This is a genomic window from Streptomyces sp. S4.7 (assembly GCF_010384365.1).
In the GTDB taxonomy this organism is placed as follows: Bacteria; Actinomycetota; Actinomycetes; order Streptomycetales; family Streptomycetaceae; genus Streptomyces.
The window spans coordinates 2,248,906-2,275,003 of the sequence record NZ_CP048397.1; the positions used below are offsets into that span (position 1 = coordinate 2,248,906).

18 protein-coding genes are annotated in these 26,098 nt (G+C 70.0%); 1 reads left to right on the forward strand and 17 read right to left on the reverse strand.

Going from position 1 to position 26,098, the window contains the following annotated elements; translation table 11 throughout:
* Window positions 1-319 precede the first annotated feature (319 nt).
* The 14 genes from SSPS47_RS09925 to SSPS47_RS09990 all read right to left on the reverse strand — a co-directional run bounded on the left by SSPS47_RS09925 (window position 320) and on the right by SSPS47_RS09990 (window position 22,115).
* On the reverse strand, window positions 320-4,396 hold the full coding sequence (locus SSPS47_RS09925) for an Rne/Rng family ribonuclease (protein ID WP_164250332.1): 4,077 nt from the start codon (window positions 4,394-4,396) through the stop codon (window positions 320-322).
* Between the two features lie 244 nt (window positions 4,397-4,640).
* On the reverse strand, window positions 4,641-5,423 hold the full coding sequence (locus SSPS47_RS09930) for a TIGR03936 family radical SAM-associated protein (RefSeq protein ID WP_164250334.1): 783 nt from the start codon (window positions 5,421-5,423) through the stop codon (window positions 4,641-4,643).
* Between the two features lie 131 nt (window positions 5,424-5,554).
* Window positions 5,555-6,517 carry a hypothetical protein gene (locus tag SSPS47_RS09935; RefSeq protein WP_164254482.1) on the reverse strand — a complete coding sequence of 321 codons (963 nt, stop codon included), beginning with the start codon at window positions 6,515-6,517 and terminating at the stop codon, window positions 5,555-5,557.
* Window positions 6,518-6,625: 108 nt separating this feature from the next.
* Window positions 6,626-8,554, reverse strand: coding sequence for a TIGR03960 family B12-binding radical SAM protein (locus tag SSPS47_RS09940; RefSeq protein ID WP_164250336.1), 1,929 nt, complete (start codon window positions 8,552-8,554; stop codon window positions 6,626-6,628).
* Between the two features lie 103 nt (window positions 8,555-8,657).
* Window positions 8,658-10,253 (reverse strand): CYTH and CHAD domain-containing protein, encoded by a 1,596-nt coding sequence (locus tag SSPS47_RS09945; RefSeq protein WP_164250338.1) that lies wholly within the window; start codon window positions 10,251-10,253, stop codon window positions 8,658-8,660.
* 61 nt (window positions 10,254-10,314) lie between these two features.
* Window positions 10,315-11,514: a rod shape-determining protein RodA gene (gene rodA, locus SSPS47_RS09950; RefSeq protein WP_147875280.1), complete on the reverse strand. Its 1,200-nt coding sequence runs from the start codon at window positions 11,512-11,514 to the stop codon at window positions 10,315-10,317.
* 3 nt (window positions 11,515-11,517) lie between these two features.
* Complete coding sequence (gene mrdA / locus SSPS47_RS09955) at window positions 11,518-13,821, reverse strand: penicillin-binding protein 2 (RefSeq protein ID WP_164250340.1); 2,304 nt, start codon at window positions 13,819-13,821, stop codon at window positions 11,518-11,520.
* Window positions 13,818-14,483 (reverse strand): rod shape-determining protein MreD, encoded by a 666-nt coding sequence (gene mreD / locus SSPS47_RS09960; RefSeq protein ID WP_164250342.1) that lies wholly within the window; start codon window positions 14,481-14,483, stop codon window positions 13,818-13,820. Before mreD ends, mrdA begins: the two co-directional genes overlap by 4 nt.
* 11 nt (window positions 14,484-14,494) lie before the next feature.
* Complete coding sequence (gene mreC, locus SSPS47_RS09965) at window positions 14,495-15,454, reverse strand: rod shape-determining protein MreC (protein WP_147875283.1); 960 nt, start codon at window positions 15,452-15,454, stop codon at window positions 14,495-14,497.
* 258 nt (window positions 15,455-15,712) lie between these two features.
* Complete coding sequence (locus SSPS47_RS09970; RefSeq protein WP_031231655.1) at window positions 15,713-16,732, reverse strand: rod shape-determining protein; 1,020 nt, start codon at window positions 16,730-16,732, stop codon at window positions 15,713-15,715.
* A gap of 285 nt (window positions 16,733-17,017) precedes the next feature.
* Window positions 17,018-17,428 (reverse strand): nucleoside-diphosphate kinase, encoded by a 411-nt coding sequence (ndk, locus tag SSPS47_RS09975; RefSeq protein ID WP_147875284.1) that lies wholly within the window; start codon window positions 17,426-17,428, stop codon window positions 17,018-17,020.
* A 103-nt stretch (window positions 17,429-17,531) separates the two neighbouring features.
* On the reverse strand, window positions 17,532-17,894 hold the full coding sequence (locus SSPS47_RS09980) for a DUF4233 domain-containing protein (protein ID WP_164250344.1): 363 nt from the start codon (window positions 17,892-17,894) through the stop codon (window positions 17,532-17,534).
* A gap of 6 nt (window positions 17,895-17,900) precedes the next feature.
* A complete protein-coding gene (locus SSPS47_RS09985) occupies window positions 17,901-19,424 on the reverse strand; it encodes a folylpolyglutamate synthase/dihydrofolate synthase family protein (RefSeq protein WP_164250346.1) in 1,524 nt (507 codons plus the stop codon).
* A gap of 69 nt (window positions 19,425-19,493) precedes the next feature.
* A complete protein-coding gene (locus SSPS47_RS09990) occupies window positions 19,494-22,115 on the reverse strand; it encodes a valine--tRNA ligase (protein WP_164250354.1) in 2,622 nt (873 codons plus the stop codon).
* Window positions 22,116-22,252: 137 nt separating this feature from the next.
* Between SSPS47_RS09990 and SSPS47_RS09995 the strand changes: the two genes are divergently transcribed.
* Window positions 22,253-23,197, forward strand: coding sequence for a hypothetical protein (locus tag SSPS47_RS09995; protein ID WP_164250356.1), 945 nt, complete (start codon window positions 22,253-22,255; stop codon window positions 23,195-23,197).
* Window positions 23,198-23,275: 78 nt separating this feature from the next.
* Here SSPS47_RS09995 and clpX read toward each other — a convergent pair whose 3' ends face one another.
* The 3 genes from clpX to SSPS47_RS10010 all read right to left on the reverse strand — a co-directional run bounded on the left by clpX (window position 23,276) and on the right by SSPS47_RS10010 (window position 26,064).
* The gene (clpX, locus tag SSPS47_RS10000) at window positions 23,276-24,568 is read right to left on the reverse strand and encodes an ATP-dependent Clp protease ATP-binding subunit ClpX (RefSeq protein WP_078077342.1); all 1,293 of its coding nucleotides are present in this window, start codon (window positions 24,566-24,568) and stop codon (window positions 23,276-23,278) included.
* A gap of 153 nt (window positions 24,569-24,721) precedes the next feature.
* Window positions 24,722-25,405 (reverse strand): ATP-dependent Clp protease proteolytic subunit, encoded by a 684-nt coding sequence (locus tag SSPS47_RS10005; protein ID WP_164250358.1) that lies wholly within the window; start codon window positions 25,403-25,405, stop codon window positions 24,722-24,724.
* A 53-nt stretch (window positions 25,406-25,458) separates the two neighbouring features.
* On the reverse strand, window positions 25,459-26,064 hold the full coding sequence (locus tag SSPS47_RS10010) for an ATP-dependent Clp protease proteolytic subunit (RefSeq protein WP_203558053.1): 606 nt from the start codon (window positions 26,062-26,064) through the stop codon (window positions 25,459-25,461).
* Window positions 26,065-26,098 lie beyond the last annotated feature (34 nt).

The window sequence follows — 26,098 nt, forward strand, 5'->3', positions numbered from 1 at the left end:
TCTCTGTGGCAGAGGCCAGGAGTGCAGCGGGCGTCTCACGAGGCCGCGTGTACTCCTACGGCGCGATTGGCCGACGCCCTGCCGAGGAATGTGGGACCGCTGTCCCTGGACGGGCCGGTCTCCGACCGCAGGTTCCGGGCGGAGACTGTCGACGGCGGGGACCGCCAGTCACATTATCAGGGATTTCCGACCGAATTTCGGCCCTGTTAACCGGCAATCGCATCAATTCCGAAACAGAAGAGCCCGTGCCCATCACTGGATTCACAGTGATGGGCACGGGCCGATCAACCGGCTGTCACCAAACGTTCAGCTGAACAGCTCAGCCATCCGTGGGGACCGACACGGCCGGGGCCGACTGCTGTTCGGCAGCCGATGTCTTCTTGGCCACGGACTTCGCGGCCGCCTTCTTGGTGGTGGTCTTCTTCGCGGCGGTCTTCTTGGCGGCCGTCTTCTTCGTCGCCGCCTTCTTGGCCGTGGCCTTCTTGGCGGTCTTTCGAGCCGCCTTCTTGGCCGGAGCGGAAGATTCCGCATTGTCGTCGCCGTCGGACCGATCAGCGTGTCCCTCGGATTCGGCCGATTCCGCGGGGGCCGGGGCCGTCTCCGGCGCCGAATCCACCACGAGGACCGCTCCCTCCTCGGCGCCCGCCGGCGAACCGGCCGGAGCCGACGCCTTACGGGTCGCCCTGCGGCGCGCCCGCGGCGGTGCCGCCTCGGGCGTGTCGCCGGACGGCGTGTCACCGGACGGCGTGTCACCGGCGGGCTCGGCCGATACGGCCTCCGGCTCCGCCGCGACCGGCGCCGCCGACTGCTCGACGACGACCTCGGCCGCCTGCTCCGCGACCTCGTCCGACCCGGCCGCCTTCGGCGAACCGGCCGGAGCCGACGCCTTACGGGTGGCCCTGCGGCGGGGGCGGCCCTGCGGGGCCGCCTCCTCCACCACTTCCTCGGGTTCGGCCACCGGCACGGACGAGGCGACCGGGACCGGCACCTGCGCCTGCTCGTCGGGGCGCACCCGCTGCTCGGGCTCCGCCGAACGCGGCGAACCGGCCGGAGCCGACGCCTTGCGCGAGGCCCGGCGGCGCGAACGCCCGCCACGGGCGGCCGTCTCGGCCTCCGCGACGCTGCTGTACAGCTCCTCGTCGGGCACGAACTCCGGCGCGGGCAGCGCCACCGGGGTAGCGACCTCCGCCGCGACCTCGGCCTCGGACTCGGTCTCCGCCGGACCCTCGGCCGTCTCGTGGTCGTGGTCATGGCTGTGGTCGTGGTCCGCGCCGGACCCGCCGCGGCGCTTCTTCGCGCGCTTGCCGTTGCCGCCACCGCCGGCGCCGCCACCGCCACCGGAGCCGGTCGGCTGCTCCATGTGGACGATCACGCCTCGCCCGTTGCAGTGGACACAGGTCTCGGAGAACGACTCCAGCAGACCCTGGCCGACGCGCTTACGGGTCATCTGGACCAGGCCCAGCGACGTCACTTCGGCGACCTGGTGCTTCGTACGGTCCCGGCCCAGGCACTCCAGCAGCCGCCGCAGCACCAGATCCCGGTTCGATTCGAGGACCATGTCGATGAAGTCGATGACGACGATGCCGCCGAGGTCACGCAGCCGCAGCTGACGCACGATCTCCTCGGCCGCCTCCAGGTTGTTCCTGGTGACGGTCTCTTCGAGGTTGCCGCCCTGACCGGTGAACTTCCCGGTGTTGACGTCGACCACGATCATGGCCTCGGTCTTGTCGATCACCAGCGAGCCACCGCTCGGCAGCCAGACCTTGCGGTCCAGCGCCTTCATCAGCTGCTCGTCGATCCGGTACGAGGCGAAGACGTCGACCTCGCTCGTCCAGCGGTTCAGCCGGTCGGACAGGTCGGGCGCCACGTGCGCCACATAACCGTGGATGGTCTGCCACGCCTCGTCACCGCTGACGATGACCTTGGTGAAGTCCTCGTTGAAGATGTCGCGCACGACCCGGACGGTCATGTCCGGCTCACCGTAGAGAAGGGTCGGGGCGTTGCCGCTCTTCGCCTTCTTCTGGATGTCCTCCCACTGCGACTGGAGGCGCTCGACGTCACGGCGCAGCTCGTCCTCGCTCGCGCCCTCGGCGGCAGTGCGGACGATGACGCCCGCGTCCTCGGGGACGATCTTCTTCAGGATGGTCTTCAGCCGCGCCCGCTCGGTGTCCGGGAGCTTGCGGCTGATGCCGGTCATCGAGCCCTCGGGGACGTACACGAGGTAACGGCCGGGGAGCGAGACCTGGCTGGTGAGACGCGCGCCCTTGTGACCGATCGGGTCCTTCGTCACCTGGACGAGGACCGACTGGCCGGACTTGAGCGCGGTCTCGATACGGCGCGGGCCGCCCGACATGCCCAGCGCCTCGAAGTTGACCTCACCGGCGTACAGGACGGCGTTGCGTCCCTTGCCGATGTCCACGAAGGCGGCCTCCATGGACGGCAGTACGTTCTGCACCTTGCCCAGGTAGACGTTGCCGACGTAGCTGGTGGCCTGCTCCTTGTTGACGTAGTGCTCGACGAGCACGTCGTCCTCGAGGACACCGATCTGGGTGCGCTCGCCGCTCTGCCGGACGACCATCACACGCTCGACGGCCTCACGGCGCGCCAGGAACTCCGCCTCGGTGATGATCGGCACACGGCGGCGGCCCTGCTCGCGCCCCTCGCGGCGGCGCTGCTTCTTCGCTTCGAGACGGGTCGAGCCCTTGATGGACTGGACCTCGTCCACGCCGGTGCCGGGCTCGGTGTCCTTCGTACGGCGCTCCCGCGGCTCACGGACCTTGACGACCGTACGCTCCGGGTCGTCCACGCCGTTGTTCTCGGTGTCGGAGCCGCCGTCGCCGCTGCGACGGCGCCTGCGGCGACGCCGGCGGCTGCTGCTGCTTCCGCCGCCCGACTGGCCGGCGGAGTCGTCGTCGTCCTGCTCGTCCAAGTCGCCCTCGACAGCGGTGTCGCCGTCGGTGTCGGCAGCCTCCTGCGACACCTGCTTCCTGCCGCGCTCGCGGCTCCGCTCCTCGGGCGCGTCCTCGGACTGTTCGTCCGACTGCTCGTCGGCCTCGGCCGACTCGCCGCGGCGACGGCGGCGGCCGCCCCTGCGGCGGCGGCGCGAGGGACGGTCGTAGTCGTCGGACTCGTCCGAATCGGACTCGTCACCCTCGGCGGACTGCTCGGTGCCGGACTCGTCGTCGGCGTCCCGCTCGGCGGCGGGGGCCTGCGCGGGCGCGGGCTCGGCCGCTTCGGCGGACTCACCGCGGCGACGGCGCCGACGGCGGCCCGAGGGCTCGGGCGCGGGCGCGGCCGTGGTCTCGTCCTCGATGTCGAAATCGTCGACGTCACCGCCGTCCTCGACGTCACCGGCGGCGGCCATCGCGGCGGCCGTCTCGGGGGTCTGGAACATCGGCTCGGCGAAGACGGGCGCCTGGAAGACGGCCACGGCGGGCCGGTTGGCACGCCGGCGCGACCGCTCGGGCGCCTCGGTCTCGCCGTCCTTCGTGGCGGCGGGGCCGGAGCCGTTGCGCTGCTCGGCCTTCCTGCTCCTGGGCTCGGGCTTCGTCTCGGTCTTCGGCGCGGGCGCCGGCTCCGTACTCGACTCGGCCTTCGGCTCGGTGGACTCGGACGCGCCACCGGCCCTGCGGCGGCCGCGGCCACGGGTCGCGGCCTTCTCCGCGGCCTCGACCCGCTCCTCGTCGGCGGTGATCTGCGTGACGGCGGTCGCGGGCAGCGTCTCGCCCTGCGTGGTCTCTTCGTCCGCCTCGGCGGCGGGGGTGGTGGCCGGTGCGGTCACCTTCCGGGTCGCGCGGCGGCGGGCACGCGGCGGCGCGGCCTCCTCGGCCACCGACTCGGGAGCGGTCTCGACGACCGGCTCCGGCGCACTCTCGGCGGGGGCGGCGACCTTACGGGTGGCGCGGCGGCGGGCACGCGGCGGCGCGGCCTCCTCGGCGACGGGCTCGGCGGCGGGCTCCGGGGCGGCGACGGCCGCGGGAGCGGCGGGCTCGACCACGGGCTCGACGACCTGTTCGGCGACCGTCTCGGCGGGAGCGGCGACCTTACGGGTCGCGCGGCGCCGGGCGCGCGGGGGCGCGACCTCCTCCGCCGCCGGCTCGGCGAGCGTCTCGGCCGCGGCGACCTCGGGTGCGGGCTCGGCCACGATCTCCACGGGAGCGGTGGCCTTACGGGTGGCGCGGCGGCGGGCACGCGGCGGCGCGGCCTCCTCGGCCACCGGCTCGCCGGCGGGCTCGACCGCGCCGTCCTGCGTCACGTCGTCGGCCCCGGCCGCCGCGGACGGCGGCCCCGCGGGACGCGACGCGGCGCGGCGCCTGCGGCGCGGCGGCAGCGTGTCGCTGGGGCTGTTCAGTTCTTCTTCGGTGTCCCGGTTCGTACCGGGCTCGTTCTGGGACATGCGGGCGGTTCTCCCGTCACGCTCCCGGGCGCCACGCCTTGATCCGGTCCGGCCGCGGCCCGCGCCAGTGCGCGAATGCCGCCGTCCGGGGCGCGGGCGCCGCACAGGAGCTGTTATGTCTGGGTCGCCGGTTCCGTTCGTACGCGTTTGTACGTACGGCCTGGCGAAAGTCTTCGTGGTCAGCGCGCCGCCCGACCCAGGTGGCTCCCGAGGCAGTTCGAGGGCAGCGCTACAACAACCGTCCCTACGCGGAACCTGCACCTTCCGGCGCCTTCGCGGCGGCGGGTCCGGCGGCCATGGACAGGCCTGCCGTGACTGCCTCGCGGTCGGGCGCGAGCGGGTCGGTCACCGTTCCGGACTCCTCGTCGAAGAGCCCCTGCGCCAGCCTGGTCACCGCTGCGGGGACCGGCGGCGCCAGGTCGGCCACAGCTCGGAGACCGGAAAGGACGTCGTCGGGTCGTACGGCGGGTGTCACGTGCCGAACAACCAGCCGCAGTATCGCACAGCGCTCGCCCTGCGGCCTATCGGCCTGTGGAGGAAGCGTCCGCAGGTCGACGACGGCTTCCCGGGCGTCGAAGGTGCGCATGCCGTTCTTCGCGCGCCGCTCGACCTCCACCACCTCGGCGGCGAGGAAGGCGGCCACGGCGCGCCCGGCCTCTTCCTCGTCCACCCCGTCGAGCCGCAGCTCCCACTCCGAGGCGGTGAGCCGGTCGGCGAGTCCCGAGGTACGGGCCTCGACGGCGTCGATGATGTCGAGCCCGGTGGGCAGCGACTCGTCGAGCAGTTCGCGCAGGGTGTCCGGGTCGCGTGGCGCCGCGAGGGCGATCTCCAGGTACTCGGCCTCGCTGCCCGTGCCGGTGGGTGCGGCATTGGCGTAACTGACCTTCGGATGCGGGGTGAAGCCCGCCGAGTACGCCATGGGGACGTCGGCGCGGCGCAGTGCCCGCTCGAAGGCGCGCTGGAAATCGCGGTGGCTGGTGAACCGGAGGCGGCCACGCTTGGTGTAACGCAGTCGGATGCGCTGCACCGCCGGCGCGGGCGGTGGGCCTTCGGGCTGTCGCTTGCCCAGTGGTTCTTCTCCTCGGTGCGGGGTGCGCGCGGTGGCGCACACCCTCGAAATCGCGCGGCCGACCGGGCGGTCGGCCCCGGGAACCCGGCTCACACCTGCTTGCGCAGGGAGATCTCGGGTGCGGGTACCGCGCCGGGGACGGTTGTTGTACTACCCAGCGTACGCGCCCCGTCGACCGGCCACGCCACAGGCTCGGCCGGGCGGGGAGGGCCGACCAGCGCGCGCCACGCGTCGCGGCGGGCCTGCCGGACCGTTTCGCCCGCTGAGCGCAGTGCGCTCCCGACGGCCCGGCCCGCCTCGATGGCGGCGCTCCTGGCCGGGACCCGGACATGGTCGCGCAGGAGGTGCCCGACCGGGGTGCAGACGGCGCGGTAGAACCAGCTCACGGGCTGCCCGATCAGAATCCAGGCCAGCCATTTCAGCGCCCGGCCCACGGCCCGGGAGATCTGTCCGGCGATCCGCCAGGCAACGCCGAAGGCGGCGGCGATCTCCCGGCCGACGGGGGCGAGGACCGCGCGGTGGAACCAGCCGAGCGGGGTGATCAGCAGGGTGACGACGAGCCATCCGAGCGCCGTCCCGATACCGGCGGCGATCAGCGCGATGCCTCTGCCGAGCCAGGTGAGCGACCAGAGGGTGCCGTGGCCGACCGGGGTGAGCACCTGCCGGTACAGCCACACCAGCGGCACGACGAGCCCGTAGTGCACGACCGGCACCAGCACATAACGCCACAGCGCCACCCACGGCCACACGAACAACGCCTTGCCCAGCCACCCCAGCACCACGCCCAGCGCACGCCCGAGCGGGGCGAGCAGTGCCTCGTACACCCACGAGCAGACGAACGCGGTGCCCCGTCCGAAGGGCCGGAACACCGAGCGGTGCAGCGCCCGTGCCCCGGCGGCGAGCAGATCCCACACCATGCGCACCGGGACGACGAGCACCAGTACGACGATCCGCACCGGAATCCGGATGGCGGTGGTCAGACAGCCGTCACCCGGCTCGTACCCCTCGCGCGCCGGCGGGGCCGACGGGGCCGGCCTCTTGTCCAGATCCATGCCCCACAGGACGCCCCCGGCGCCCGCCCTGATCCCGGATCCGGCCACGAGGCGGCGTCTGTGCCCGATTCGAGACCGGGCACCGGCTCCGCGCCTCGCTTCGGGGCCCTACTTCACGACCGTCAGCGGCAGCAGCTTCTTGCCCGTCGGGCCGATCTGGATGTCGAGGTCCAGCTGCGGGCACACGCCACAGTCGAAGCACGGCGTCCAGCGGCAGTCCTCGACCTCGGTCTCGTCGAGGGCGTCCTGCCAGTCCTCCCAGAGCCAGTCCTTGTCGAGACCGGAGTCCAGGTGGTCCCAGGGCAGGACCTCCTCGTACGTGCGCTCGCGCGTGGTGTACCAGTCGATGTCCAGGCCGAACCCGGGCAGCGTCTTCTCGGCGCTCGCCATCCAGCGGTCGTAGCTGAAGTGCTCACGCCAGCCGTCGAACCGGCCGCCGTCCTCGTAGACCGCGCGGATGACCGCGCCCACCCGGCGGTCGCCGCGCGAGAGAAGGCCCTCGACGATGCCGGGCTTGCCGTCGTGGTACCGGAAGCCGATCGAGCGGCCGTACTTCTTGTCCGCGCGGATCTTGTCGCGCAGCTTCAGCAGGCGCGCGTCGGTCTCCTCGACGCTCAGCTGCGGCGCCCACTGGAACGGGGTGTGCGGCTTGGGCACGAACCCGCCGATGGAGACGGTGCAGCGGATGTCGTTCTGGCCGGACACCTTGCGGCCCTCGGCGATGACCTTGACGGCCATGTCGCCGATCTGCAGGACGTCCTCGTCGGTCTCCGTCGGCAGCCCGCACATGAAGTAGAGCTTCACCTGGCGCCAGCCGTTGCCGTACGCGGTGGAGACCGTACGGATCAGGTCGTCCTCCGAGACCATCTTGTTGATGACCTTGCGCAGCCGCTCGGAGCCGCCCTCGGGGGCGAAGGTGAGGCCGGAGCGCCGGCCGTTGCGCGTCAGCTCGTTGGCGAGGTCGACGTTGAAGGCGTCGACGCGGGTGGACGGGAGGGAGAGACCGATCTTCTCCTCCTCGTACCGGTCGGCGAGGCCCTTGGCGACGTCGGCGATCTCACTGTGGTCGGCGGAGGACAGCGACAGCAGGCCGACCTCCTCGAAGCCGGTCGCCTTGAGCCCCTTGTCGACCATCTCGCCGATGCCGGTGATGCTGCGCTCCCGGACGGGCCGAGTGATCATGCCGGCCTGGCAGAAGCGGCAGCCGCGCGTGCAGCCGCGGAAGATCTCGACGGACATCCGCTCGTGCACGGTCTCGGCCAGCGGTACGAGCGGCTGCTTCGGGTACGGCCACTCGTCCAGGTCCATGACGGTGTGCTTGGAGACCCGCCACGGGACGCCCGATCGGTTGGGGACGGTGCGGGCGATACGGCCGTCCGGCAGGTACTCGACGTCGTAGAAGCCGGGCACGTAGACCCCGCCGGTCTTCGCGAGCCGCAGCAGCAGCTCCTCGCGGCCACCGGTCCTGCCCTCGGCCTTCCAGGCCCGGACGATCCCGGTGATCTGGAGGACGGCCTGCTCGCCGTCGCCGATGACGGCGCAGTCGATGAACTCGGCGATCGGCTCGGGGTTGAACGCCGCGTGGCCGCCCGCGAGGACGATCGGGTGGTCGACGGTGCGGTCCGCCGCGTTGAGCGGGATCCCGGCCAGGTCGAGCGCCGTGAGCATGTTGGTGTAGCCGAGCTCGGTGGAGAAGGAGAGCCCGAAGACGTCGAAGGCCGAGACGGGGCGGTGCGCGTCCACCGTGAACTGGGGGACCTTGTGCTCGCGCATCAGCGCCTCGAGGTCGGGCCAGACGCTGTACGTGCGCTCCGCGAGGACGCCCTCGCGCTCGTTGAGTACCTCGTAGAGGATCATGACGCCCTGGTTGGGCAGGCCGACCTCGTACGCGTCGGGGTACATCAGTGCCCAGCGGACGTCGCACTCGTCCCAGTCCTTGACGGTGGAGTTGAGTTCACCGCCGACGTATTGGATCGGCTTCTGCACATGCGGGAGCAGAGCTTCGAGCTGTGGGAAGACCGATTCAACAGCAGACATCACGGCGACTTTCGTGGGCTGACGGGGTGACCATCCAGGCTACCTTGACGGCCACCCGCCCCTTACCCGCGAACGGTGCCGTTCGCGGGGCGCACGCCGGTGCTCAGTCGAAAAGCGCCGTGCGCAGCTTCCGTTTCGCCGACTTCCGCCAGATTCGCGGTAGTTCGCGCTCCCGGTCCGCCGCCCGCGACTCCTCCTCGCCGTACAGCAGCCCCCAGGTGAAGGCGGACTCGCCGGCCGCGTGGGCCTGGACCGCGAGATCGCGCAGGGCGTCGCGGGCCACGACGCTGTCCTGGTGGTCGCCGAGGACGCTCTGCACGGCCTTCATCCGCTTCGAGAAGCGCTTCGCGGACTTCCCGAGGGCGGGCTCGGCCGCGTCGGCGGCGTAGCGGGCACGCTTGGCGGCCTTGCGGGCGTCGTGCAGCGCCAGGTCGCGCTCCTCCCCCGGCGCGAGTCGCAGCGCGTGCTCGACGCGGCCCGCGAGGCGCTCGTAGTCCTTGACGACCGCCCTGGGCAGCACCTTGGCCGGTCTGCGGCCGGCGCCGTCCAGCAGCGGCGGATCGGCGAGCAGTGCCGCCACCGAGTCCAGCAGGCGCAGGTAGCGCGCGCTGTCGAGGACGCTGAGCGTCCTGTCCCGCGCGTCGGTGCGGCCCGCCGCGTCCCAGATCCGCAGCCGGGCGTGCACGGGCCCGAGCAGCAGGGTCGTGTCGTGTGCCTCGACGCCCGCGGTGAGCCGCTCGGCGAGGACCTCCTGGTCGCGGTCGACGCCCAGCTCCCCGGCGAGCCACTTCAGCTCGGCGCCGATGGGCCGGGTGGCGTCGCGGTCGAGCACCTTCTTGTACGTACGGAAAGCGGACCGCATCCGGCGGGTGGCGACCCGCAGTTGGTGCACGGAGTCGGGCAGGTCGCGGCGGACGGCGGGGTCGTAGGAGACGATCGCGTCGGCCTGCTCGCGCACATAGGCCAGCACATGGTCCCCGGCGGTGGCGGGCGCGCGCTTCGGGGCGGTCTTCGCCCGCTTTCCCGGCCCGGCCCCCTCAGCGGCGGGCGCCGTCTCGGCGAGGGCCCGGGCGAGCTTGGAACTGGCGGACGCCGGACGCACTCCCGCTTTGCGGAGCACCTTCTCCACGGCGTCGAGCAGGGCCGGGTCGCCGTCGTCTGCCAGCTCGACCTCGATCTCGGTCCACTCGGCGGTGCCGGTTCCGGTACCCGTACCGGAACCGGACCGGCGCTCCGCGCGGACGGTGTCGACGGCCACCTCGGCGAGGGTCCGGCCCGCCTCGTCGACCAGCAGGCTGGTGTCGCGGGAGGTCCGCAGCCGTACGACGGGGGTCAGTTCCGCGCCGCGGACCCGTGAGCGCACCAGCGCCGCGAGTTCGTCCGGGAGGGTGTCGGAGAGCGGGGCCCGGATCTCGTCGCGGACGCCGTCGCCGACGGGGAACTTGAGGTGCCAGCCCTCGTCGGCGCCGCCGGTCCGGCGGCGCAGGGTGAGGGACCCGGCGGTCAGCCGTAGGTCCGGGGTGTCGTGGTAGACGGCGTCCAGTTCGGTGACGCCCCGCGCCGTGACGGCCGAGACGGCGCGGACCTTGGTGAGGTCCGGCAGGAGGGAAGGGCCTGCGGGCCGCGAGCCGCCGTCGCCGCCCTCCGGCCGCACCGGGAGTTCGTACTTGCGTTCGATCTCTCGCTTTGTGTCCGCCATCTTCACAAACGTAGTCGCAGGGGCCGCCGAGTGGCAGCCCCCGCGACGCCGAAGGGGCAGATCAAGCCGACATGGGCCGCTGCACCCTGATCGACTGGAGCAGCCCGACCGCGATCCAGACCGCGAACATCGAGGTGCCTCCGTAGGAGACGAACGGCAGCGGCAGCCCCGCCACGGGCATGATCCCGAGCGTCATCCCGACGTTCTCGAAGGACTGGAAGGCGAACCAGGCGATGATCCCGGCCGCCACGATCGTCCCGTACAGCTCCGTCGTCTCACGGGCGATCCGGCAGGCGCGCCACAGCACCACACCGAGGAGCAGCAGGATCAGCCCGGCCCCGAGGAAACCCAGCTCCTCGCCCGCGACGGTGAAGACGAAGTCGGTCTGCTGCTCGGGGACGAACTGGCCGGTGGTCTGGGAGCCCTTGAAGAGGCCGGTGCCGGTGAGCCCGCCCGAACCGATCGCGATCCGCGCCTGGTTGGTGTTGTAGCCGACGCCCGCCGGGTCGAGTTCCGGGTTGGCGAAGGCGGCGAAGCGGTTGATCTGGTACTCGTCGAGGACCCCGAGCGCGGCGACCGCGACGGCGCCCGCGACACCGGCGCCGACGAGCCCGAAGATCCACCGGTTGGACGCCCCGGAGGAGAGCAGGACGCCGAGCACGATCACGGCCATGACCATGACCGAACCGAGGTCCGGCATCATCATGACGACCAGGATCGGGACGATCGCGAGCCCCAGGGACTTGGCGACCGTCCGATGGTCCGGATGGACCTGATCACCCGCGTCGACTCTGGCCGCGAGCAGCATCGCCATGCCCAGGATGATCGTGATCTTCACGAACTCCGAGGGCTGGAGGGTGAAGCCGCCGCCGAGCACGATCCAGGCGTGCGCGCCGTTGATGGTGGCGCCGAGCGGGGTGAGGACCAGCAGCACGAGCACGACGGAGATGCCGTAGAGGACGGGGACCGCGCCGCGCAGGGTGCGGTGGCCGAGCCAGATCGTGCCGATCATCAGGGCCAGCCCGATACCGGTGTTCAGTATGTGGCGGAAGAAGAAGTGGTACGGATCGCCCTGGTTGAGATCCGTACGGTTACGGGTCGCCGACCAGACCAGCAGCGACCCGACGGCCGAGAGCGCCACCGCGGAGAACATCAGCGGCCAGTCCAGCCTGCGCGCCATCGAGTCACGGGCGGCGAGCGTCGCCCAGAGCCCGCGCTCGGGACCGTATCCGGAGACGGAGAAGCCGCCTGTGCCGGCCATGGGTCAGTCCCTCCGCGCGGGTGGCCCCGCGAGTGGTCCGTTGTCGTTCGGCGCCTGCCCCGGATCGTCCGGGACCTGCCCGGCGTTGTCCGGTGCCTGCCCGGCGTCGGGGGCCCGGCTCGCGTCGCCGGGTGTCTGCGGCACCTGTCCGGTGTTGTCGCCGGCCGGTGCGATCTCGTTGCCGTCCAGCGGCGTCTTGTCCGGCACGTACGGCTTGACGGGCGGCGCGTCGATCGACCCGTCGGGCTCGATCTTGGGCAGCGACTTGCGGGGCTCGGGCAGCAGCGCCTTCTTGAGGTTCTGCCCGCCCTTCGTGTCGAGGCCGTACATCGCCTCGTAGATCTTGCGGACGGCCGGACCCGAGGCGCCGGAGCCCGTACCACCCTGGGAGATCGTCATGACGATCGTGTAGTCCTCGGTGTACGAGGCGAACCAGGAGGTCGTCTGCTTGCCGTAGACCTCGGCCGTACCCGTCTTGGCGTGCATCGGGATCTTGTCCTGCGGCCAGCCGCCGAACCGCCAGGCGGCCGAACCGGACGTCGCCACTCCCGCGAGTGCCTTGTCCAGCTGGTCGCGCAGCTTGCGGTCGACCGGCAGCTTGCCGTGCGACTGGGGCTTGATCTCCTTGACGGTCTTGCCGTCGGGGCTGACGATCGCCTTGCCGACGCTCGGGGTGTACATCGTGCCGCCGTTGGCGATCGCCGAGTAGATCGTGGCCATCTGGATCGGGGTGACGAGCGTGTCGCCCTGGCCGATCGAGTAGTTGACCGCGTCACCGGCGCGCATCCGGTTGCCTTCGAGGCAGCCCTCGTACGCCAGTTGCTCGACGTAGGTGCCGCCCTTCTTGCCCTGCTTGCACCAGCCGTCCTTGTTGGCCTCCCAGAAGTCCTGCTTCCACTTGCGGTCCGGGATCCGGCCCGCCGTCTCGTTGGGGAGGTCGATACCGGTCTCCTTGGCGAGACCGAACTGCTTGGCGGTCTTGTAGAACCAGTCGTTGGCGCCCTTCTTGGGCTTGTTGCCGCCGTCCTTCTGCCACTCCTTGTGCGCGAGCCCGTAGAAGACGGTGTCGCAGGAGACCTCCAGGGCGCGGCCGAGGTCGATGCTGCCGTAGCCCTGGGACTCGAAGTTCTTGAAGACCTGGTTGCCGATGGAGTACGAACTGGGGCACGGGTAGCTGCCCTCGAAGTCGTATCCGGCCTTGACCGCCGCGGTCGACGAGATGACCTTGAAGATGGAGCCGGGGGCGGCCTGCGACTGGATTCCCCGGTTCAGCAGCGGGAAGTTGGACTTCTTGCTGGTGAGCTTGGAGTAGTCCTTCGCGGAGATCCCGCCGACCCAGGCGTTGGGGTCGTACGTCGGCTGCGAGGCCATCGAGACGACGCGGCCGGTCTTGGACTCCAGGACGACCACGGCGCCGGCGTCGGCCTTGTAGTTCTCGTTGGTGTTGCGGTCCATCTCCTTGCGAGCGGCCTTCATCGCCTCGTTGAGCTCGTACTCGGCGACGGCCTGCACGCGCGCGTCGATGGAGGTGATGATGTTGGAGCCCGGCTCGGCCTGGTCGCTCTTGGCCTCGCCGATGACGCGGCCGAGGTTGTCGACCTCGTAGCGGGTGACGCCCGCGTCACCGCGCAGGTACTTGTCGTACGTGCGCTCCAGGCCGGAGCGGCCCACCTGGTCGGAGCGGAGGAACGGCGAGTCGGTGTCCTGCGCCTCGGTGATCTCCTCGTCGGTGACCGGCGAGAGATAGCCGAGCACCTGGGCGGTGTTGGCCTTGGCGGGCGCGGCGTAGCGGCGCACGGCGGTCGGTTCGGCGGTGATGCCGGGGAAGTCCTCGGCGCGCTCACGGATCTGGAGCGCCTGCTGGGTGGTGGCCTCGTCGGTGACGGGGATCGGCTGGTAGGGCGAGCCGTTCCAGCAGGGCTGCGGCGTCTTGTTGTCGCAGAGCCTGACCTTGTCGTGGACTTCCTTGGGCTTCATGTCGAGGACTGCGGCGAGGCGCGCGAGAACCGCTTCCCCGCCGTCCTTCATCTTCATCAGTTCGGTGCGGCTGGCGGAGACGACGAGACGGGTCTCGTTGTCGGCGAGCGGCACGCCCTGCGAGTCGAGGATCGAGCCCCGGACGGCGGGCTGGACGACCTGCTGCACATGGTTGTTCTTGGCCTCGTCCGTGTACTCGGCGCCGTTGCGGACCTGGAGGTACCAGAGCCGTCCGCCGAGCGTGAGCAGGAGCGAGAAGACCAGCACCTGGATGACGACGAGCCGGATCTGGACCCGCGGCGTCCGTCCGGTCTCCGGAATGTTGCTCACAGTCGTTTGACCCCCTTGATCCGTCCGGCCCGTGCCGCGCGGGAGCGGGCCGTCTTCAGTCGCAGTCCGCCGCGCTGGTTCCCGATCTTCAGTCCGGTCCCCGCCGCCAGCCACCCGGAGGCGACGTCGCTGCCACCGCTCGACTTCTCGGCGAGCGGATCGTTCTCCGCGCGTCTGGCCAGGGCCATGATCAGCGGCACGGTGAAGGGGGCGAGCAGCAGGTCGTAGATGGCCGCCGTGACGACCAGGTTCGTCAGACCGACATGGCGCGCGGCGGTGTCACCGACGAGAGCGCCGACTCCCGCGTACAGCAGGGTGGTGGTGACGGCCGCGCCGACCACCACGACCATCGGGCCGAGCGCGGTGCGCAGTTGGCCGGTGTCGGGCTTGGCGAGCCCGGCGAGATAGCCGATCAGGCAGAGCACCAGCGCGTAGCGTCCGGCGGCGTGGTCGGCGGGCGGGGCGAGGTCGGCGAGGAGTCCGGCGCCGAAGCCGATGACCGCGCCGCTGACGTGCCCGTAGACGAGGGCGAGCGCGACGACGACGAGGAGGAGCAGATCGGGTACGGCTCCGGGGAGTTGGAGGCGGGCGAGGACGGACACCTGGACGACCAGCGCGACCACGACCAGGGTGATGGAGAGCAGCGTCCGGTTGAAGCGCATGGGGATCAGCTCTACTCCTGCTCGTTGACCTGCCCGTCGCCCGGGGCGGCCTGGCCGCCTGGCGACGGGGTCACCGTCACGGTGACGGTCGGTGTGGGCTTGGGCTTGGCGGGCTTCTTCGGCAGGACCATGTCGCGCGGGTCCTCACGGGGTGCCTGGACGACGACGCCGACGATGTCGAGCTTGCTGAAGCCGACGTACGGGCGGACGAAGATGTCGCGCGTGAGGCCACCGGCGGCGGGGTCGACGCGCACGACCTGGCCGACGGGCACTCCGGGTACGAACGGCCGGTCCTTGCTGGAGCCGAACGTGACCAGCCGGTCGCCGTTCTTCACCTTGGCCTTGCCGTTGAGGAGTTGGACGTTGAGCGGCTGGTCGCCCTGGCCGGTGGCGAAGCCCAGTTCGTCGGACTTCTCCATCCGGGTGCCGACCGTGAAGTCCGGGTCGTTGGCGAGCAGTACGGTCGCGGTGTTGGGTCCCACGGTGGTGACGCGGCCCACGAGCCCGTCCCCGTTCAGTACGGTCATGTCGCGCTTGAGGCCGTCGTCGGCGCCCGCGTCGATGGTCACGGTCCAGGAGAAGCCCTGGGCCGCTCCTATGGCGATGACCTCGGCGGCCTTTATGCCGTACTGGCCGGCGCCCGCGGTCTTGAGGAGCTTGTCCAGCTCCTTCACCCGGCTCCGGTTGCGGTCGTCGCTGCCGAGCCGCTGCTTGAGCGCCGCGTTCTCCTGCTCCAGGGCGGTCACACGGTCGTGCCGCCCACCGGAGTCCCGTACGGCCCCGATGGCGTTGCCGACCGGGTCGACGGCTTTCGCGACACCGTTCTGCACGGGTCCGAAGACCGTGGCCGCGGCCTGGCGGGCACCGTCGACGGGTGACGCCTCTCCTCCGCGGATATCCACCGTGATCAGTGCGAACGCGATGGCGATCAGCAGCACCAGGAGCAGCCGGCTCTCTCGTGTGTCCCTCACGTGCGGCGGCCGTGCCTTCCTCGTTGGAATGCCTCGTCGGAAAATTTCACGCGAATCGCGGGAATCGCCTGCAAGGGATTCGTCGCAATTGGCGCATCGGATTGGTCTTGTCTGTATATCAACGATCCACCGGCGGGGACGTCAGCGTTCCATATGGGGTGTCCCCCGGGCCTGTTGGGGCCCGGGGGATATTCGCCCTTTCGTGATCTGCCTCATGACCTGCCTCGTGATCGGCGGATCAGACCGGGCGGCGGTCGGTCACCTGCGCGGTGAGGCGTCCAGCACCTGCTGGAGCGCCTCGAACTCCTCGACGCACTTGCCGGAGCCGAGAGCCACCGAATCCAGCGGGTCCTCGGCGATGTGGATGGGCATGCCGGTCTCACGGCGCAGCCGCTCGTCGAGGCCGCGCAGCAGGGCGCCGCCGCCGGTGAGGACGATGCCGCGGTCCATCACGTCGCCGGAGAGCTCCGGCGGACACTTGTCGAGCGTGGTCTTGACCGCGTCGACGATGGCGTTGACCGGCTCCTCGATGGCCTTGCGGACCTCGGCGGCCGAGATGACGACGGTCTTCGGCAGCCCCGACACCAGGTCGCGGCCGCGGATCTCGGTGTGTTCGTCCTTGTCGAGGTCGTAGGCCGAACCAATGGTGATCTTGATCTGTTCGGCGGTCCGCTCACCGAGGAGGAGCGAGTACTCCTTCTTGATGTGCTGGATGATCGCGTTGTCCAGTTCGTCACCGGCGACCCGGATCGACTGGGCGGTGACGATCCCGCCGAGCGAGATCACCGCGACCTCGGTGGTGCCGCCGCCGATGTCCACGACCATGTTGCCGGTCGCCTCGTGGACGGGAAGACCCGAGCCGATGGCGGCGGCCATGGGCTCTTCGATGATGTGCACCTGGCGGGCGCCCGCCTGGGTGGACGCCTCGATGACGGCGCGTCGCTCGACTCCCGTGATGCCCGAGGGCACACAGACGACGACCCGCGGACGGGCCAGATAGCGACGCTTGTGGATCTTGAGAATGAAGTAGCGCAACATGCGTTCGGTGATCTCGAAGTCGGCGATCACGCCGTCCTTCAGTGGCCGGACGGCAACGATGTTGCCCGGTGTCCGGCCGATCATCTTCTTCGCTTCGGCGCCGACCGCGAGAATGCCGCCCGTGTTGGTGTTGATGGCGACGACGGACGGCTCGTTGAGCACGATCCCTCGACCCCTGACGTACACCAGCGTGTTGGCGGTCCCGAGGTCGACAGCCATGTCACGGCCGATGAACGACATCTTGTTCCCCATGAGGATGCGTCTGGCCTTCCCAAATCGAGCATTGACGGCTTTTCAGGATGGCGAGGTGGATGCTGTGGCGAGGAGGCTTCCATCGTAGTGCCGCCCGTGCCGACGCGGCGCGGTAGATCCACCTCTTATAAAGGTGACGATGTGTCGAAGCCATGCGTTCCCGATCTGGCTCCGCATATGCCGGGGGTGGCCGAATTCCGTCGGTCGCCGCAGGCGCGCTCAGCGCTGTATGGCTGACGTGTGGTCAGGAAAGACCAGCTTAAGGGGTGTCTTTCAGTGCTCGGGAAAGAAAAGTTTCAGTTCCCGAATGGCGGACTCCTCGGAGTCCGAAGCGTGGATCAGGTTCTCCCGGACGATCGTCCCGAAATCCCCCCGAATGGACCCCGGCGCCGCGGCGATCGGGTCAGTGGGGCCCGCCAGGGCGCGTACGCCCTCGATGACGCGCTCGCCCTCGACGACCAGCGCGACGACCGGGCCGGACGCCATGAACTCGATCAGCGGCTCGTAGAAGGGACGGCCCTTGTGCTCGCCGTAGTGCTGCTCCAGCGTGCCCTCGTCGAGCGTACGCAGCTCAAGCGCGGTGATGCTCCAGCCTGCCTTGCGCTCGATACGGCCGACGATCTCTCCCACCAAAGCGCGACGGACGGCGTCCGGCTTGAGGAGGACGAGAGTGCGCTGGGTCATGGTGTGCGGCTCCTTGCGGGCATTCGCTGCGGGCAAACGGGTGAAGTGGTGTGAGGCTACAGGTGCGCGCGGGGCGCGCCGTACCCGGTACAGGTACGAGCCCTCACGTCCCCGGCTCCGCCGACGGCTGGGCAGCGGACTGCTCGGCCCATCGCGCCTTCGCCGCGTCGATCTTGCGCCCGAAGTGGACCGAGGCCCACCACAGCCCGCCGAAGAGCACTCCCAGGAAGAACATCGCCGGCACCACGAAACCGCCCGCGATCAGCGCGATCTGGAACACCCAGCCGACCTGCACCCCGCCCGGCCTGGTGATCATCCCGCACAGCAGCAGGGACACCAGCATCGCGACACCGCAGACCGTCCACACGGTCGTCATCGAGTGGTCGTCCGACTTCATGGCGACGAGCCCGGCGAAGCCGATCACGAAGAACTCACCGATCAGCGTCGACGCGCAGAGCGTACGCATAGGAAATCAGCCCTTTCCCAGGAGCAGCCGGGCCTCGCCGACCGTGATCACCGAACCGGTCACCAGCACCCCGGCGCCCGCGTACTCCTCGTCCTCCTCGGCGAGCGTGATCGCCGCCTCCAGCGCGTCGTCGAGCCGCGGCTCGACCTGCACCCGGTCGTCGCCGAACAGCTCGACCGCCACGGCCGCCAGTTCGTCCGCGCCCATCGCCCGGTCGCTGGAGTTCTCCGTGACGACGATCTCCGCGAAGACCGGCTCCAGGGCTTCGAGCAGCCCGCGGACGTCCTTGCCCGTGCTCGCGCCGACCACCCCGATCAGTCTGCTGAAGCCGAACGCCTCACCGACCGCCGCGGCGGCGGCGCGGGCCCCCGCCGGATTGTGCGCCGCGTCCAGCACGACCGTCGGCGAGCGCCGTACGACCTCCAGACGGCCGGGCGAGACCACGGAGGCGAACGCCGCGCGCACCGTCTCCAGGTCCATGGGGCGGGCGTGCTCGGCGCCGACCCCGAAGAACGCCTCGACCGCCGCCAGCGCCACCACCGCGTTGTGCGCCTGATGGGCCCCGTGCAGCGGGAGGAAGATCTGCTCGTACTCACCGCCGAGGCCGCGCAGCGTCAGCATCTGCCCGCCGACCGCCACCTCGCGGGAGACGATGCCGAACTCCATGCCCTCGCGCGCCACCGTCGCGTCCACGTCGACGGCCTTCTTCAGCATCACCTGCGCCGCGTCCACCGGCTGCTGCGCCAGGACGACCGTCGCGCCCTGCTTGATGATCCCGGCCTTCTCCACGGCGATCTCGCCCGGCGTGGAGCCGAGCCGGTCGGTGTGGTCCAGGTCGATGGGGGTGACGACGGCGACGGTGGCGTCGATCACGTTCGTCGCGTCCCAGCTGCCGCCCATGCCCACCTCGACCACCGCGGCGTCCACCGGCGCGTCCGCGAAGGCCGCGTACGCCATGCCGGTGAGCACCTCGAAGAACGAGAGCCGGTACTCCTGCGCGCCGTCCACCATGTCGACGTACGGCTTGATGTCCCCGTACGTCTCGATGAACCGCTCCGGGGAGATCGGTTCGCCGTCGAGACTGATCCGCTCGGTGACCGACGAGACGTGCGGGCTGGTGTAGCGGCCGGTGCGCAGGTCGAACGCGCCGAGCAGCGCCTCGATCATGCGGGCCGTGGACGTCTTGCCGTTGGTGCCGGTGAGATGGATCGAGGGATACGCGCGCTGGGGGTCCCCGAGCACGTCCATCAGCGCCTCGATGCGCGTGACCGACGGCTCCAGCTTCGTCTCGCCCCAGCGGCCGGCCAGCTCCTGCTCGACGGCGCGCAGCGCCCTGTCGACCTCCGGGTCGGCGGGCCGGGCCGGGACGCCGTCACCCTGCGGGGGGCCCGCCTGGGTGCGCAGCGTACGGCTCCCGGCCTCGATCACGGCCAGGTCGGGGTCGCGGGTTGTCTCGGCGTGGACGATCTCGTCGAAATCGTCGTCGTACTCGCCGGGCTGGTCTGGCTGGTCGGGCTGGTGCTCGCTCACACGACCAGTCTACGGAGCGGGTGCGGCGCGTTCGCCGCCCCGCCCCGTAGACCGGTACGGGCTCCGGTCTCAGCTCTCCGGGAGAGCCGCGAGCTGCGCCGTGATCCGCTCGATGTCGGCCTCGGCCTTGGACAGCCGGCCGCGGATCTTGTCGACCACGTTGTCCGGGGCCTTCGCCAGGAACGCCTCGTTGCCGAGCTTGGCCACGGCCTGCTGCTTCTCCTTCTCGGCGGCGTCCCGGTCCTTCGTCAGCCGCTTGCGCTCCGCCTCGACGTCGATGGTGCCGGACAGGTCGAGCTCGACCGTGGCACCCGCGACCGGCAGGGTCGCGGTGGCGTGGAAGTCGTCGCCCGCGGCCTGGAGACGCAGCACCTGCCGGATGGCCGCCTCGTGCGCGGCCAGCGGCGTCGCGGACAGGTCGAGCCGCCCCGGGACCTTCTGCCCCGACTGGAGGCCCTGGTCGGCGCGGAACCGGCGGACCTCGGTGACGACCTGCTGGAGGTGCTCGATCTCACGCTCGGCGGCCTCGTCGCGGAAACCGGAGTCGGCCGGCCAGTCGGCGACGACCACCGACTCCTTGCCGGTCAGCGTGGTCCACAGCGTCTCGGTGACGAAGGGGACGATCGGGTGCAGCAGCCGCAGGGTGACGTCCAGGACCTCGCCGAGGACCCGTCCGGAGACCTTTGCCTGCTCGCCGCCCGCGAAGAACGTCGTCTTGGACAGCTCGACGTACCAGTCGAAGACCTCGTCCCACGCGAAGTGGAAGAGGGCGTCGCTGAGCTTCGCGAACTGGTAGTCCTCGTAGAGGGCGTCGACCTGGGCGACGGTCTCGTTCAGCCGCGAGAGGATCCACCGGTCCGTGGCGGACATCCGCGAGGCGTCGGGCAGCGGGCCCTCGACCGTCGCGCCGTTCATCATGGCGAAACGCGTGGCGTTCCAGATCTTGTTGGCGAAGTTGCGGGAGCCCTGGACCCAGTCCTCGCCGATGGGCACGTCGACGCCGGGATTGGCGCCCCGCGCGAGTGTGAAGCGGACCGCGTCGGACCCGTAGGTGTCCATCCAGTCGAGCGGATTGACCGCGTTGCCGTAGGACTTCGACATCTTCTTGCCGAACTGGTCGCGGACCATTCCGTGCAGCGCGATGGTGTGGAACGGCGGTGTGCCGTCCATCGCGTACAGACCGAACATCATCATCCGGGCGACCCAGAAGAAGAGGATGTCGTAGCCGGTGACCAGGACGGAGTTCGGATAGAACTTCTCCAGGCTCGGGGTCTGTTCGGGCCAGCCGAGCGTGGAGAACGGCCACAGGCCGGAGGAGAACCAGGTGTCCAGGACGTCCGTGTCCTGGTGCCAGCCCTCACCGGTCGGCGGCTCCTCGTCGGGGCCGACGCAGACGGTCTCGCCGTCCGGGCCGTGCCAGACGGGAATCCGGTGGCCCCACCACAACTGCCGTGAGATGCACCAGTCGTTGAGGTTGTCGACCCAGCCGAAGTAGCGGGGCTCCATCTCCTTGGGGTGGATCGTGACCCGGCCGTCGCGGACCGCGTCGCCGGCCTCCTTGGCGAGCGGGGCGACCTTGACCCACCACTGGAGCGACAGACGGGGCTCGACGGTCGTCTTGCAGCGCGAGCAGTGGCCCACGGAGTGGACGTACGGCCGCTTCTCGGCGACGATCCGGCCGTCCGCGCGCAGCGCGGCCACGATGGTCGAGCGGGCCTCGTAGCGGTCGAGTCCCTGGAAGGGGCCGGGGACCGTGATCACGGCCCGTTCGTCCATGACCGTGATGTTCGGCAGGTCGTGACGACGGCCGATCTCGAAGTCGTTCGGGTCGTGCGCGGGCGTGACCTTGACGGCGCCCGTGCCGAACTCGGGGTCGACGTGCGTGTCCGCGACGACCGGGATCGTGCGGTCGGTGAGCGGCAGTCTGATCCGCTTGCCGACCAGGTGCGCGTAACGCTCGTCGTCCGGGTGGACGGCGACGGCGGTGTCACCCAGCATCGTCTCGGCGCGGGTGGTGGCGACGACGAGCGTCTCGTCGCCGTCCCCGTACTTGATGGAGACCAGCTCGCCGTCGTCGTCCTGGTACTCGACCTCGATGTCGGAGATGGCGGTGAGACAGCGCGGGCACCAGTTGATGATGCGCTCGGCGCGGTAGATCAGTCCGTCGTCGAAGAGCCGCTTGAAGATGGTCTGGACGGCCTCGGACAGTCCCTCGTCCATCGTGAACCGCTCACGTGACCAGGCGACGCCGTCGCCGAGGCGCCGCATCTGCCCGGAGATCTGGCCGCCGGACTCCTCCTTCCACTGCCAGACGCGCTCGACGAACGCCTCGCGCCCCAGGTCGTGCCGGGACTTGCCCTCCTTCCCCAGCTCCCGCTCCACGACGTTCTGCGTGGCGATACCGGCGTGGTCCATGCCGGGCTGCCACAGCGTCTCGTAGCCCTGCATGCGCTTACGGCGCGTCAGGGCGTCGATGATCGTGTGCTCGAAGGCGTGGCCGAGGTGCAGGCTGCCGGTGACGTTCGGCGGCGGGATGACGATCGTGTACGGGGGCTTGTCACTCTTCTCGTCAGCCTCGAAGTAGCCGCGTTCTACCCAGCGCTCGTACAGCTTCCCCTCCACCTCGGCCGGCGCGTACTGGGTCGGCAGTTCAGGGTTGGCTGCGGGCTGCGCTTGAGAGTTCTCGGTCACGCTGGACAGTTTAGAGCCGTCACAGCTCCGCACTGAAACGGGATAGTTCGGTAACGGTGCGCCCCCCGATGGCCCATGCCGCCGGTCCTTCAGTCAGGATGTCGGGAACGCATAAATATCTGGAGGGGACAGAGCACATGAGTTACAACCAGCCGGGCCCGTACGGTGGGCAGCCGCCGCAGGGCCAGCCCGGACCGTACGGACAGCAGCCGCCGCAGGGCCAGCCCGGCTACGGGTACCCGCAGCAGCAGCCGCAGGGTGAGCCCGGGTACGGCTACCCCCAGCAGGCACCGCAGGGAGTCCCCCAGCAGGGTTACGGCCAGCCCCAGCAGCCGGGCCCGTACGGCCAGCCGCAGCAGCCCCCGTACGGCGGCGCACCTGGGTTCCCGCCGTCGCAGGGCGCGCCGAAGAAGAAGACGGGCCTGATCATCGGCGCGGTCGTCGTGGCACTCGTGGTGATCGGTGGTGGGGCGTACTTCCTGGTGGGCGGAGGCAGCAGCGATGTCGCCGACGACGGCCCGCACAAGCTGATCACGCCGGCGACGGTGATCGGCGGCGAGTACAAGAAGGGTGAGGGCGAGGGCGACGCCGGTGGCATGACCAAGGACGACCTCAGGAACGCCGAGAAGTGGGGGGTGACCAACCCCAAGGACGTCAGCGCCGCTTACGAGGCAGGCTCGGAGGACAACCCGCTGGCCCAGAAGCTGATCCAGTTCGGTGGCGTCTACGGCGAGGTCGACGACCCGGAGAAGGCCGTGGACGCGATGTTCAACTACCTCAAGTCGGAGGCCGCCAAGGAAGAAGGCGGTGACACTCCCACATTCGAGGGAGACGCCGAGTCCTTCGAGCCCGCCGGTCTCGACGGCGCCATCCTGAAGTGCCAGTCGGGCAAGATGACGCTGCCCGAGGGCGAAGGTCCGTCCGAGATGAACTTCCCGATCTGCATCTGGGGCGACCACAGCACCCTGGGCTTCACCATGCCGATCGACATGGCCACCGCGCTCACGGGCAAGGGCGGCTCGCTCGACGATGCCGCGGCCACAACCGCCAAGCTGCGCAACGACGTTCGCGTCAAGCTCTGACGAACCCGCTCGACACGAAGAGGGGCGCCCGGCCGGTTGAACCGGCTGGGCGCCCCTCTTCGTGTCACTCGCTCTCGGCTACGCCGACTTCTCGTGGCGGCCGTCGTTCTTCACGATCCGCGGCTCGCGCGGCACCAGCGTCGGGTTCACGTTGTTGCGGACGACGTCCGCCGTGATGACCACCCGGGCCACGTCCTTGCGGGACGGGACCTCGTACATCACCGACTGGAGGACCTCTTCGAGGATCGCGCGCAGACCGCGTGCGCCCGTGCCGCGCAGGATCGCCTGGTCGGCGATGGCTTCGAGCGCCGGGAGGTCGAAGTCCAGCTCCACGCCGTCGAGTTCGAAGAGGCGCTGGTACTGCTTCACCAGCGCGTTGCGCGGCTCGACCAGGATCTTCAGGAGCGCCTCACGGTCCAGGTTGTGCACCGAGGTCAGGACCGGCAGTCGGCCGATGAACTCCGGGATCATCCCGAACTTCACCAGGTCCTCCGGCATGACCTCCTGGAACTGGTCGCTCTCCTCGATCTCGCGCTTGGAGCGGATCGTCGCGCCGAAACCGATGCCCTTGGCGCCGGCCCGTGACTCGATGATCTTCTCCAGGCCCGCGAAGGCGCCGCCCACGATGAACAGCACGTTCGTCGTGTCGATCTGGATGAACTCCTGGTGCGGGTGCTTACGGCCGCCCTGCGGCGGGACCGAGGCCGTCGTGCCCTCCAGGATCTTCAACAGGGCCTGCTGGACGCCCTCGCCGGAGACGTCGCGGGTGATCGAAGGGTTCTCGCTCTTACGGGCGACCTTGTCGATCTCGTCGATGTAGATGATCCCGGTCTCGGCCTTCTTGACGTCGTAGTCGGCCGCCTGGATCAGCTTCAGCAGGATGTTCTCGACGTCCTCGCCGACATAGCCGGCCTCGGTGAGCGCCGTCGCGTCCGCGATGGCGAACGGTACGTTCAGCATCCGGGCCAGCGTCTGCGCGAGGAGCGTCTTGCCGGAGCCCGTGGGGCCCAGCAGCAGGATGTTGGACTTCGCGAGCTCGATCGCGTCGTCACGGCTGCCCGCGCCGCCGTTCTCACCGGCTTGCACGCGCTTGTAGTGGTTGTACACCGCTACCGAGAGGGCCTTCTTCGCGGGCGCCTGCCCGACGACGTACCCCTCCAGGAACTCGTAGATCTCCCGCGGCTTGGGCAGTTCCTCCCAACGCACCTCGGAGGTCTCGGCGAGCTCCTCCTCGATGATCTCGTTGCAGAGGTCGATGCACTCGTCGCAGATATAGACCCCGGGACCTGCGATGAGCTTCTTCACCTGCTTCTGGCTCTTCCCGCAGAACGAGCACTTGAGCAAGTCGCCGCCATCACCGATGCGTGCCACGAGGTGCTTCCCCTTCGCCTGGGAGCAGCCTTGTTCAGCGGCTCCTGTGCCTCATACCCGACGGTACCTTGCCTGGCCCCCCGTTCGGGCCCCCCTTGGCGCGGTTCAGGTGTACGTGCGACCACCCGGGCCGCGCCAAGGGCACCGGACGGGTCAGGCCGCTGCCGCCGCCGTGGTCTTACGGGTCGAGACGATCTGGTCGACCAGACCGTACGCCAGTGCGTCCTCGGCGGTCAGGATCTTGTCGCGCTCGATGTCGTCGCGGACCTTCTCGATCGGCGTCGTCGAGTGCTTGGCCAGCATCTCCTCGAGCTGCGCGCGCATGCGCAGGATCTCGTTGGCCGCGATCTCCAGGTCGGAGAGCTGCTCGCGGCCGGTCTGGCTGGACGGCTGGTGGATCAGGACGCGCGCGTTCGGCAGGGCCAGGCGCTTGCCCGCCGTGCCGGCCGCGAGCAGGACCGCCGCCGCGGAGGCGGCCTGTCCCATGCAGACCGTCTGGATGTCCGGCTTCACGAACTGCATCGTGTCGTAGATGGCCGTGAGGGCCGTCATCGAGCCGCCGGGGCTGTTGATGTAGATCGAGATGTCACGGTCGGGGTCCATGGACTCCAGGCACAGCAGCTGCGCCATGACGTCGTTGGCCGACGCGTCGTCGATCTGGACACCGAGGAAGATCACGCGCTCCTCGAACAGCTTCGCGTACGGGTCGTACTCGCGCACGCCCTGCGACGTGCGCTCCACGAAGCGCGGGATGACATAGCGGTTGTCCACCTGAGGGCCGGTGTAGAGGCCGCTCGGGGAGGCGCCGGGGTAGTTGTTCATATGGGTGTTCACCATCCTGGTGGCGTTCGATGGGCTGACGTGGCCGGTCCGGGGCGGGACTCTCGCCCTCAGGCGCCGGTGCCGCCGCCGCCCGGAACACCCGAAGCAGCGGAGATGATCTCGTCGATGATGCCGTAGGACACGGCTTCCTCGGCGGTGAACCAGCGGTCGCGGTCACCGTCGCGGATGATGGTCTCCTCGGTCTGACCCGTGTGGCGGGCGGTGATCTCGGCCATGCGCTTCTTCGTACGCAGGAGCTGCTCGGCCTGGATCTTGATGTCGGAGGCGGTGCCGCCGAGGCCCGCGGAGCCCTGGTGCATGAGGATGTCGGTGTTGGGCAGCGCGAAGCGCTTGCCGGCGGTGCCGCCGGTCAGCAGGAACTGGCCCATGGAGGCCGCCATGCCCATGCCGATGGTCACCACGTCGTTCGGGATGTACTGCATGGTGTCGTAGACCGCCATGCCCGCCGTGACGGAACCACCGGGGCTGTTGATGTAGAGGTAGATGTCCTTCTCGGGCTCGGCCGCGAGGAGAAGGAGCTGCGCGGTGATCTTGTTGGCGATGTCGTCGTCGACCTGCTGGCCGAGGAAGATGATCCGCTCACCGAGCAGTCGGCTGTAGACCTGGTCGCCGAGGCCACCACCGAGGGACGGCTCACCGGCGGCGAAAGGCATCAGATTCGTCACGTATCCACCTGCTCGTCTCTGA

Bases quoted from the DNA above. Each gene is read 5' to 3' on its own strand.
- SSPS47_RS09940 (WP_164250336.1), bottom strand. From the start codon at position 8,554: ATGTCTGCTGTTGAATCGGTCTTCCCACAGCTCGAAGCTCTGCTCCCG.
- SSPS47_RS09945 (WP_164250338.1), bottom strand. From the start codon at position 10,253: ATGGCGGACACAAAGCGAGAGATCGAACGCAAGTACGAACTCCCGGTG.
- SSPS47_RS10005 (WP_164250358.1), bottom strand. From the start codon at position 25,405: ATGGTGAACACCCATATGAACAACTACCCCGGCGCCTCCCCGAGCGGC.
- SSPS47_RS09980 (WP_164250344.1), bottom strand. From the start codon at position 17,894: ATGCGTACGCTCTGCGCGTCGACGCTGATCGGTGAGTTCTTCGTGATC.
- SSPS47_RS09970 (WP_031231655.1), bottom strand. From the start codon at position 16,732: ATGTCGTTCATCGGCCGTGACATGGCTGTCGACCTCGGGACCGCCAAC.
- mreD (WP_164250342.1), bottom strand. From the start codon at position 14,483: ATGCGCTTCAACCGGACGCTGCTCTCCATCACCCTGGTCGTGGTCGCG.
- ndk (WP_147875284.1), bottom strand. From the start codon at position 17,428: ATGACCCAGCGCACTCTCGTCCTCCTCAAGCCGGACGCCGTCCGTCGC.
- SSPS47_RS09935 (WP_164254482.1), bottom strand. From the start codon at position 6,517: ATGGATCTGGACAAGAGGCCGGCCCCGTCGGCCCCGCCGGCGCGCGAG.
- rodA (WP_147875280.1), bottom strand. From the start codon at position 11,514: ATGGCCGGCACAGGCGGCTTCTCCGTCTCCGGATACGGTCCCGAGCGC.
- SSPS47_RS09995 (WP_164250356.1), top strand. From the start codon at position 22,253: ATGAGTTACAACCAGCCGGGCCCGTACGGTGGGCAGCCGCCGCAGGGC.
- SSPS47_RS10010 (WP_203558053.1), bottom strand. From the start codon at position 26,064: ATGCCTTTCGCCGCCGGTGAGCCGTCCCTCGGTGGTGGCCTCGGCGAC.
- SSPS47_RS09925 (WP_164250332.1), bottom strand. From the start codon at position 4,396: ATGTCCCAGAACGAGCCCGGTACGAACCGGGACACCGAAGAAGAACTG.